General features: G+C 72.4%; 11 protein-coding genes. 6 read left to right on the top strand and 5 right to left on the bottom strand.

The window, feature by feature from the left end; all coding sequences use genetic code 11:
* Positions 1-189: 2-dehydropantoate 2-reductase N-terminal domain-containing protein (locus tag CCN29_RS27445; protein ID WP_442538512.1), on the bottom strand; the 189-nt coding region annotated here is incomplete at its 3' end.
* 47 nt (positions 190-236) lie between these two features.
* Between CCN29_RS27445 and CCN29_RS27440 the strand changes: the two genes are divergently transcribed.
* Both CCN29_RS27440 and abc-f read left to right on the top strand, forming a co-directional pair.
* The gene (locus tag CCN29_RS27440) at positions 237-863 is read left to right on the top strand and encodes a CGNR zinc finger domain-containing protein (protein ID WP_031064983.1); all 627 of its coding nucleotides are present in this window, start codon (positions 237-239) and stop codon (positions 861-863) included.
* A gap of 151 nt (positions 864-1,014) precedes the next feature.
* On the top strand, positions 1,015-2,661 hold the full coding sequence (gene abc-f / locus CCN29_RS27435; protein WP_086685279.1) for a ribosomal protection-like ABC-F family protein: 1,647 nt from the start codon (positions 1,015-1,017) through the stop codon (positions 2,659-2,661).
* Between the two features lie 57 nt (positions 2,662-2,718).
* Here the strand turns inward: abc-f and CCN29_RS27430 are convergent, their stop codons facing one another.
* The 3 genes from CCN29_RS27430 to CCN29_RS27420 all read right to left on the bottom strand — a co-directional run bounded on the left by CCN29_RS27430 (position 2,719) and on the right by CCN29_RS27420 (position 4,884).
* The gene (locus tag CCN29_RS27430; protein WP_086685277.1) at positions 2,719-3,798 is read right to left on the bottom strand and encodes an NAD-dependent epimerase/dehydratase family protein; all 1,080 of its coding nucleotides are present in this window, start codon (positions 3,796-3,798) and stop codon (positions 2,719-2,721) included.
* 106 nt (positions 3,799-3,904) lie between these two features.
* The gene (locus tag CCN29_RS27425; protein ID WP_086685274.1) at positions 3,905-4,366 is read right to left on the bottom strand and encodes a MerR family transcriptional regulator; all 462 of its coding nucleotides are present in this window, start codon (positions 4,364-4,366) and stop codon (positions 3,905-3,907) included.
* A 71-nt stretch (positions 4,367-4,437) separates the two neighbouring features.
* Complete coding sequence (locus CCN29_RS27420; RefSeq protein WP_078592167.1) at positions 4,438-4,884, bottom strand: ribosomal maturation YjgA family protein; 447 nt, start codon at positions 4,882-4,884, stop codon at positions 4,438-4,440.
* Between the two features lie 170 nt (positions 4,885-5,054).
* Between CCN29_RS27420 and CCN29_RS27415 the strand changes: the two genes are divergently transcribed.
* The gene (locus CCN29_RS27415) at positions 5,055-5,471 is read left to right on the top strand and encodes a DoxX family protein (protein WP_006129754.1); all 417 of its coding nucleotides are present in this window, start codon (positions 5,055-5,057) and stop codon (positions 5,469-5,471) included.
* 303 nt (positions 5,472-5,774) lie between these two features.
* Here CCN29_RS27415 and CCN29_RS27410 read toward each other — a convergent pair whose 3' ends face one another.
* On the bottom strand, positions 5,775-6,947 hold the full coding sequence (locus CCN29_RS27410; protein ID WP_086685271.1) for a Cmx/CmrA family chloramphenicol efflux MFS transporter: 1,173 nt from the start codon (positions 6,945-6,947) through the stop codon (positions 5,775-5,777).
* A 277-nt stretch (positions 6,948-7,224) separates the two neighbouring features.
* Between CCN29_RS27410 and CCN29_RS27405 the strand changes: the two genes are divergently transcribed.
* The 3 genes from CCN29_RS27405 to CCN29_RS27395 all read left to right on the top strand — a co-directional run.
* Positions 7,225-7,527, top strand: coding sequence for an ArsR/SmtB family transcription factor (locus tag CCN29_RS27405; RefSeq protein WP_006129756.1), 303 nt, complete (start codon positions 7,225-7,227; stop codon positions 7,525-7,527).
* Complete coding sequence (locus CCN29_RS27400) at positions 7,524-7,913, top strand: VOC family protein (protein ID WP_006129757.1); 390 nt, start codon at positions 7,524-7,526, stop codon at positions 7,911-7,913. The genes CCN29_RS27405 and CCN29_RS27400 overlap by 4 nt, the downstream gene beginning before the upstream one ends.
* A 133-nt stretch (positions 7,914-8,046) precedes the next feature.
* Positions 8,047-8,946, top strand: a 900-nt coding sequence (locus tag CCN29_RS27395; RefSeq protein WP_086685281.1) for a TIGR01777 family oxidoreductase, incomplete at its 3' end; no start/stop codon positions are given.

The following is an 8,946-nucleotide window of genomic DNA, read 5'->3' as shown; positions in this document are numbered from 1 at the left end:
GACGCTCTCCACCACCGCGCCCGGCGAGGTGCGGACGTCGCCCAGGGGGCTGCGCACGAGAAGCGCCGAGCGCCGTACCGCCTCCAGGTGGCGTCCCCGGGCCACGAAGGTGACCTCGTTGTCCGCCGCGGCGAGCCGCGCGCCGAAGTAGCCCCCGACCCCACCCGCTCCGACGATCGCGATCCGCATGGCCGCCCCACTCCCTTGATAACCGCTTCAGAGGTTACTATCGCCGCATGGGAGCCGCACCGCAAGCACCGCGCACGAGGGTCACCGCCCGGGCGCGTGATCTCCGGTTCGACGCCGGCTCGCTGTCGCTGAACCTGGTGGCGACGGTGGGCCGCAGGCCCGTCGGCCCGGTGGAGCGGATGGGGGACGCCGAGCGGCTGGCCGCGTGGTGCCGTGGCGTGGGGCTGACGCCGGCTCCCGGGTACGCGGCGGACGCGCTGCTGCGGGCGCTGCACTCCGTGCGTGACGCGGCGTACGACATCGCCTCGTCCCTGCTGGACGGGCACCACCCCTCCCCCGCGTCCGTGGACCTGGTCAACGCCCTGGCCGCCGGTGAACCGCCCGCACCCAGGCTGGAGTTGACGGCGGACGGACTGCGACCGGCGCCCGGCAGCGACCTGCTCACCGAGGACGCCCTGCTGTCGGCGGTCGCGCGGGACCTGATCACGCTCGTGTCCGACGAGTCGCGCAGGAAGCGGCTGACGATGTGCGCGTCCGAGGTGTGCCGGATGCTGTACCTCAACCCGGCCTCGGGCCGGCCCCGCCAGTGGTGCTCGATGCGGCGCTGCGGCAACACCGCCAAGGCGGCGGCGCACCGGCGACGCAGGGCCGCGACGGACGGAAACCGGCCCTGAGGGAGGTCGGCAGGACCGGACACGACTTGAGACGAGACGATCCGTCTTGCTACGGTGGCGGTATGCGCCACTACTACTTTCTCTGAGCCCGGGCGCGGCCGACGCCGCCGTCATCGCCCTCTGCCACCTCTCTCACCTCAGGGAAAGTCCTATGCGCGCCCGCGCCCATACGCTCACGCCCGCACCCGCGGCACAGCTGTCCGTCAAGGACGTCACCAAGTCGTACGGCCCCCGCACCGTCCTCGACCAGGTCTCCCTCACCGTCCGCCCCGGTGAGCGGGCGGCCGTCGTCGGGGAGAACGGCGCCGGGAAGTCCACCCTGCTGCGGCTCCTCGCCGGGGCCGAGACGCCCGACGACGGCGACATCACCGTGGCCTTCCCCGGCGGCTGCGGCCACCTCACCCAGACCCCCGCACTGGCACCCGACCGGACCGTGCAGGACGCGGTCGATCACGCGCTCGCCCCGCTGCGCGCCCTGGAGCGCCGGCTGCGTGCGGCGGAGGAACGCCTCGGTGAGGCGTCGGAGGCCGAACTCGCCGCCTACGGGGACCTGTTGAGCGCGTACGAGCAGCGCGACGGATACCGGGCCGACGCGCGGGTGGACGCGGCGATGCACGGGCTGGGTCTGGCCGGCGTCACCCGGGACCGGCTGCTCGGCTCGCTCTCCGGCGGCGAGCAGTCCCGGCTGGCGCTCGCCTGCGTCCTGGCCGCGGACCCCGAACTGCTGCTGCTGGACGAGCCGACGAACCATCTCGACGCGTCCGCGGTGCACTGGCTGGAGGAACGGCTGCGCGGGCACCGCGGCACCGTCGTCGCCGTCACCCACGACCGGCCGTTCATCGAGCGGATCGCCACCACGATCCTGGAGGTCGACCGTGACACCCGCTCGGTGCGCCGGTACGGCGACGGCTGGGCCGGATACCGGGCGGCGAAGGCGGCCGCGCGGCGCCGCGCCGAGCAGGCGCACACGGAGTGGCTCGAAGAGGTCGCCCGCACCGAGGAGTTGCTGGAGTCGGCGGGCCGGCGGCTGTCCACCACGGGCGGCGACCCGCGGCAGGGCTTCGGCAAGCATCGCCGTTCCCACGAGGCGAAGTTGGGCGGCCAGGTGCGGGCGGTGCGGGAACGGCTGGCCCGGCTGCGGCGCACGCCGGTGCCCGCACCGCCCGAGCCGCTGCGCTTCACGGCCGCCCCGGCCACGGCGGGTGATCCGTCTGCCTCCGACACCGTGCTCGCCGAGCTGGAGGAGGTGGCCGTCGGTGAACGGCTGCGGCTGGACGGGCGGCTGACCGTCGAGCCCGGGCAACGGCTGCTGGTCACCGGGGAGAACGGGGCCGGCAAGTCGACCCTGCTGCGGGTGTTGGCGGGCGATCTGGAACCGGACGCGGGAGTGACGCGCCGCCCGGCCCGCATCGGCTACCTGCCCCAGGAACTGCCCGTCCGCATGGGCCGGCTGCCGCTGCTCGCCGCCTTCGCGGCGCGGCGGCCGGGGCCGCTCGAGGAGCACCGCGACACGCTGCTGTCGCTGGGACTGTTCCGCGAGGAGGATGTGACGGTGCCGGTCGCCGCACTGTCGGCGGGGCAGCAACGGCGGCTCCAGATCGCGAGGCTGGTGACGCGGCCGGCCGATCTGCTCGTGCTCGACGAGCCGACCAACCATGTGGCGCTGGACCTCGTCGAGGACCTGGAGGCGGCGCTGGCCGCCTACCCTGGCGCGGTCGTCGCCGTCTCCCACGATCGCGGCTTCCGGGCGCGCTTCCGGGGTGAGCGGCTTCAACTGCGGGGCGGCGGGCGGGCCTGAACCCGCCCGGTTCCGGCGTCCCCTGCGGACGCCGGAACCGGTGAGGTCGCGAGTTCCTCAGCCTTCGGCCGCGCCGGTCCCCGGACGCGCCAGTCCGAGACGGAACAGACTCTCCGCGGTGTCGACGATCGTCCGCGCGGTGTCGCGGGGCTCCCAGCCCAGGAGGGAGCGCGCCTTGGTGTTGTCGATCACCGGGACACGGCCCCTCAGCGTCGCGGCCTCGCGGAGCGAAGGCTCGGTCCTGGCCCGCTCCGTCATCTCCTCGACGGTGAGTTCGCGTGCGGGGAGGCGGTCGGCGACGGCCGGGTACCTCTCCCGCAGGATGCCCGCCATCGTCCAGAAGCTCAGCGCGGGCCCGCCGACGCCGAGGAACCGTTCACCCGCCGCCTTGGGATGAAGCATGGCCCGGAGGTGCAGGTCCGCGACGTCCCGCACGTCGACGACGCCGAAGTACATGACCGGGACGACCGGCATGTCGCCGTTCAGCATGGCCCGCACGAGGCCCGCCGAGGCGGACGGGCGGTCGCCGAGCACGGGTCCGAAGATGCCGGTGGGATTGACGACGGTCAGCTCGATGCCGCCCCTGTCGGCCGCGTACTCCCAGGCGGCTCGTTCGGCGAGGGTCTTCGACTTGTGGTACGCGGGCAGTCCTTCGGTTTCGGGGTCCGTCCAGTCCGCTTCCGAGTAGTGGTTGTCCTCCTTCACCGTGTAGCCGACGGCGGCGAAGGAGGACGTCATCACCACGCGGGCCGCACCGGCCGCCCGGGCCGCGCCCAGGACACGGAGTGCGCCGTCACGGGCCGGACGTATCAGCTCCTCCTCCGTCTCCGGCGGGGTGAGCGGGAACGGGGAGGCGAGGTGGAGCACGTGGCCGACGCCGTCCATGGCGTCCGGCCAGCCCCGGTCGTCGTCGAGGGACGCCGTCACGAACGACAGCTTCCCGGCCGGGTCGACACCGGCCTGACGGAGCGCCGCGAGCACCTGGTCCCGCCCGCTCTCCTCCCGGATCGTGACACGGGTGGCGATGCCCTCGCCGAGCAGACGGGCCACCGTGTGACCGCCGAGATATCCGGTGGCGCCGGTGACCAGTACGGGTCGTCCCGCTTCCGCGAGCCGTTCGAGTTCTTCGGTGAACATATGAGTCGTCCTTGGGATCGTGTGCGAGGGGCCGAGCCGTGATGCCGGCCGGCCGACCGTCCGGACACGAGCCTCCGGGACCTGAAGCGCTTCAAGTCAAGTGACGTCAGCGGAGGCCCTCGCGGGCGCGCGCGACCTCCGGCACGATCCGGTTCTCTCCCTCGGCGTCGCCCCGCTCCCGCGCGCTCCACAACTGCGCCTTCAGTTCGAGGTACCTCCGGCGGACGTGCATGCGCTCGATCTCCTCCTGGATCCTGGAGACGTTGCGTTCGAACAGCTCGCGCATCCGTGTGGCGTTGCCGTCGCCGCCGTCGCCGTTGCCGTCCAGGAAGCGCAGGTAGTCGCGCATGTCCTGGACGCTCATCCCGGTCGCCCTGAGGCAGCCCAGTGCCTCGATCCTCTCCACCGCGTGTCCGCCGTAGCGTCGATGGCCGCTGCTCTCGTCGCGGGGAACGGGCCCGATGAGGCCGATCTTCTCGTAGTAGCGCAGCGTCGCCTCGGACAGGCCACTGATCTTCGACATGTCCTGGATGCTCACCGAGGCCGTGTCGCCGTCCGTCGTCGTCATACACCCAGCGTCTCCCACCTGAAGCGCTTGAGGTCAAACGTGGCCTGAGTGCGCGCCACTCACCGAGTGGCTCACCGAGCCGGCCGACGGCGGGCCGACACGCGCAGGACGAGCCAGCCGGCGGCCGCGCCGACCGCATACCAGAACAGGTCCGGTGCGTTGAAGGTGGAGCCGAGGACCAGACGGGCCGCTGTACTGCGGGCGGACAGCTCCGCGGGCAGGCCGGTGAGCTGGAGCAGTTCCACCGCCCAGCTCACCGCGAGTGCGGTCCCCGCCGCGCGGGCGGGCGCCATGCGCGGGGCCGCCAGGACGACGAGGGTGAGGATCAGCAGGGTGTACAGCGCGTCGCCGCCGTACTTCGCGACGTCGCCGGCCGCCACGGTCCGCAGGCCCAGTCCCGCGCCGACGGTCACCACCGCCGCGACCGCCGCGAGAAGCCGGATCCGTCCTGTCGTGCCCGGTTCGGCCGGCCCGCTCTCCCCTGCGGGGCGGGCCGGCCGGACAGCTCTGTCGCTCATGAGGGAGGAGTCTGCCAGCCGCCGCCCGCGCGACCGTTGCCGACCTGTGTCCTTCGCGGGCCGGAACGGCTGAACGGGGTGCCCGGCGCGCACGTTGGTAGAGGGCGGACGGCCTCCACGCCGTCCCCCTTTCCCTGCCCCGCGCACCGGCCACTGCAAGGAGTTCCACCATGGGCGCCACCGACCGGCTCGACCGTCACCAGCCGCTGGTCCTCGGTCTGTTCCGTATCGTCATCGGGCTGCTGTTCACCAGTGAGGGCGCGGCCACCCTGTTCGGCGTGCTGGACCGGGACGCCACCCCCGCCGGCGACTGGCCGTTCTGGTACGCGGGGGTGATCGAGCTGGTCTGCGGCGCGCTCGTGCTGCTCGGGGTCCTCACCCGGGCCGCCGCGTTCCTCAGTTCCGGGGCCATGGCCTTCGCCTACTTCACCGAGCACCAGCCGGACGGGCTGTTCCCCCTCCAGAACGGCGGCCTGTCGCCGGCGCTGTTCTGCTGGGGTTTCCTGCTGCTGGTGTTCTTCGGCCCCGGCTCCCTGTCCCTGTCGGGCGCCTTCCGCCGTGACGCCGCGCCGGGTAGCCGCGGCTAGTGCTCCGACCGGAAGGGTTCGCCGGATCGGCGGTTCCAGCGGCTGAATGTCCGGAGACGCCCGATCCGAACCCCCTGCGCTCGCAGCACTGGCCGTGCCTGACCGACCAAGGTCTCGAAGCCTGAGCTGTCGCAGTACGACACCGCACGGCCCTCAGCCCCGATGTCGCCTCCAACCGCGTTGACGGTGTCATCGACGATGTGGGTGCCACCGTCTTCCAGGCCGGCCCGTTCGAGCCCCCAAAGAGGGTGTCACCCTGCACCGATCTTCCCGGACAACCGGCGAACCTGTGCGGTCGCAGCACTAGCGGGCCCGGGAGGACTGGCGGGCCCGGGAGAAGGGCAGCGCGGTGAGCAGGGCGGCCAGGACGAGGAGGCCACTGGCCCACAGCGGCCCGCGGTTCCCGACCGGGGCCAGGGTGGCCGCCGCGGCGAGGGGGCCGACGGCGGCGCCGACGTTGAGTGCCGCGGTGGCATACGCCCCGGCCATGGTGGGCGCGCCGGCCGCCTCGTAGAGAACCCGCGTGATCAACGTGCTGCCCACCGCGAACGACAGGGCGCCCTGCACGAACACGAGGGTGAGGAAGGCAACCTGGTGCTCGGCGAGTACGGCGAGCGCCGGCCAGCCGACGAGCAGCAGGGGCCCTCCGGCCGCGACGACCAGACGTGGACGCCGGTCCGAGAGCCTCCCCGCGACGGTGACACCGGCGAACGAACCGGCCCCGAAGAGCACCAGCACGACCGGGATCCACGGCGTGGCCAACCCGGCGGCGTCGGTGACGAGGGGGGCCAGGAAGGTGAAGCTTCCGAAGGTCGCCGCGTTCACCAGGGCGCCCAGCAGCATGACGAGGATCAGGCGAGGGCTCCTGAGCTGCGAGATCTCCGCCCGCAGGGCCGGTTCGGACGGCCTGTCAGCCGTGTCCGTCCGCCCCGGTCGCGCGGGGATGCCCTTGAGGATGCCGAGAGCGGCGGGCAGGCAGACGAGGGCGACGGCCCAGAAGGTGGCCCGCCAGCCGAGCAGCGTGCCGAGGAGGGAGCCTCCGGGGACTCCGGCGATCGTCGCCACCGTCGTCCCCGACAGCAGGACGGCCAGCGCACGTCCCTTCCTGCCGGGCGGAACCAGTCCGGCGGCGGTGGTCAGGGCGACGGCGAGGAATCCCGCGTTCGCCACGGCGGCCACGAACCGGGTCGCGGACAGGACGACGAAACTCGTGGTGACGGCGCCCACGGCATGCGCTGCCGAGAACACGAGGACGAAGGCGAGGAGGCTGCCCCGTGCCGGCCAGTCGCGGGCGAACGCGGCCACCAGCGGGGCGCCGACGATCATCCCGACAGCGAAGGCCGAGGTGAGGGTGCCGGCCGCCCCGACGGACACGCCGAGGTCGGACGCGATGTCCGGCAGGAGGCCGGCGAGCATGAATTCCGAGGTGCCCATGGCGAAGACCGCCAGGGCGAGCAGGTAAAGCGGGAGAGGCATCGAGAGGCTCCGGGACGAGGAGAAGCACAGCAGGAAGACGTCTCGTCACCGCAGTCAGCGCCCACAGGCGCGCGCGTCCGGCCGCAGAACGCGGCGGGACGACAAAGGGCTCAGGAACTCAGGGGTTCAGGGGGCTGACGGCGTGACCGAAAGCCCCCACCTTGGCTGCCTCAGGGCTCGACATGCCCCACACGGTACCTGACCGATCACCGGTGCGGCACGCGTCCGGAGCTGCTTTCGCTTGATAGGCAAGTGACTACTTACCTATAGTCGGGGTGTGGCCGACGACCTCTTCAAGGCTCTGGCGGACGGAACCCGCCGGACGATCCTCGACGAGCTGACGGAGAAGTCGGGACAGACGCTGTTCGAGATCTGCGCGCGTCTGAGCATGAAGCACGGGCTCGGCATCTCACGTCAGGCGGTGTCGCAGCACCTCGCCGTCCTGGAGGCCGCCGGGCTCGTCGAGACCCGGCGGGAAGGCCGGTACAAGTTCCACGACCTGAACGTCGCGCCGCTGCGGCACATCACCGAGCGCTGGCTCGATCCCCGTTCCTCCGAACCGGACAAGGACCCCTCATGAAGATCCAACTGACCAGCGTCTTCGTCGACGACCAGGCGAAGGCCCTGCGCTTCTACACCGACGTCCTCGGCTTCGTGACGAAGCACGACGTGCCGATCGGCGAGACGGACCGCTGGCTCACCGTCGTCCCGGCCGACGATCCGGACGGCACCGAACTGCTGCTGGAACCGTCCCACCACCCCGCGGTCAAGCCCTACCGGGACGCGCTCGTCGCCGACGGCATCCCCCTCGCCGTGTTCGCCGTGGACGACGTGCGGGCGGAGTACGAGCGCCTGCGGGAACACGGCGTGCGCTTCACCCAGGAGCCCCTGGACATGGGCCCGGTCACCACCGCCGTCTTCGACGACACCTGCGGCAACCTCATCCAGATCGCCTCGCAGGCGTAGGTCTTCCGGCCCGTCCGGCCGCCTCTTCCGCCCCTATGCCTCTTGAGCGCTCGCCGCCCCCACCGAACCCTGATGTTGAACGCGTTCAAAAACGGGGTAGGGTGAGGGCACTCGAAGAGGTCGGAGGGGTCCGATGAAGATCGTTCTGCCCGGGGGGACCGGTCAGGTGGGCACGATTCTGGACCGTGCGCTGAGCGCGGCCGGGCACGAGGTGGTGGTTCTCACCAGGCGCCCGCGCCGTCCTCAGGACGTCGCCTGGGACGGGGTCACCCTGGGCCCGTGGGCCGAGGCGGTCGACGGCGCGGACGTCGTGATCAACCTGGCGGGCCGGAGCGTCTCCTGCCGGTACACCCCGGAGAACCTGCGCGCCATGATGGACTCGCGCGTCGACTCCGCGCGGGTCGTGGGCGAGGCGATCGCTGCCGCCCGCCGGCCGCCGGAGGTGTGGCTCCAGATGAGCACCGCGACGATCTACGCGCACCGCTTCGACGCCGCGAACGACGAGGCGACGGGCGTCATCGGCGGCGACGAGCCCGGGGTGCCCGACTACTGGGCGTACAGCGTCGAGATCGCGAAGAACTGGGAGCGGACGCAGGCCGAGGCGCCGACCCCGCACACGCGCAAGGTGGCCCTGCGGTCGGCGATGGTGATGAGCCCCGACCGGGGCGGGGTGTTCGACGTGCTGCTGCGACTGACCCGACTGGGGCTGGGCGGGCCGGTCGCGGGTGGCGCGCAGTACGTGTCGTGGATCCACGACGACGACTTCGTGCGGGCGGTCGAATTCCTCGTCGCGCGGGAGGAGATCGAGGGCGCGGTGAATCTCGCCGCGCCCGATCCCCTCCCCCAGCGGGACTTCATGCGGGTGCTGCGGAAGGCCTGGGGTGTGCCGGTGGGGTTGCCGGCGACCCGGTGGATGGCGGAGCTGGGGGCGCTCGCGATGCGCTCGGACACGGAGTTGCTGCTGAAGAGCCGGCGGGTGGTGCCGGGGCGGCTGCGGGACGCGGGGTTCGAGTTCACCCGGCCCGGGTGGGAG

It is taken from the genome of Streptomyces pseudogriseolus (assembly GCA_002154585.1).
GTDB lineage: Bacteria > Actinomycetota > Actinomycetes > Streptomycetales > Streptomycetaceae > Streptomyces > Streptomyces pseudogriseolus.
This window is presented reverse-complemented; position numbering and strand designations above follow the sequence as displayed.

What these genes read in the sequence shown, in the direction of transcription:
- CCN29_RS27430 (WP_086685277.1), bottom strand. Translation starts at nt 3,798, where the DNA reads ATGTTCACCGAAGAACTCGAACGGCTCGCGGAAGCGGGACGACCCGTA.
- CCN29_RS27420 (WP_078592167.1), bottom strand. Translation starts at nt 4,884, where the DNA reads ATGAGCGACAGAGCTGTCCGGCCGGCCCGCCCCGCAGGGGAGAGCGGG.
- CCN29_RS27440 (WP_031064983.1), top strand. Translation starts at nt 237, where the DNA reads ATGGGAGCCGCACCGCAAGCACCGCGCACGAGGGTCACCGCCCGGGCG.
- CCN29_RS27425 (WP_086685274.1), bottom strand. Translation starts at nt 4,366, where the DNA reads ATGACGACGACGGACGGCGACACGGCCTCGGTGAGCATCCAGGACATG.
- CCN29_RS27400 (WP_006129757.1), top strand. Translation starts at nt 7,524, where the DNA reads ATGAAGATCCAACTGACCAGCGTCTTCGTCGACGACCAGGCGAAGGCC.
- CCN29_RS27410 (WP_086685271.1), bottom strand. Translation starts at nt 6,947, where the DNA reads ATGCCTCTCCCGCTTTACCTGCTCGCCCTGGCGGTCTTCGCCATGGGC.
- abc-f (WP_086685279.1), top strand. Translation starts at nt 1,015, where the DNA reads ATGCGCGCCCGCGCCCATACGCTCACGCCCGCACCCGCGGCACAGCTG.
- CCN29_RS27415 (WP_006129754.1), top strand. Translation starts at nt 5,055, where the DNA reads ATGGGCGCCACCGACCGGCTCGACCGTCACCAGCCGCTGGTCCTCGGT.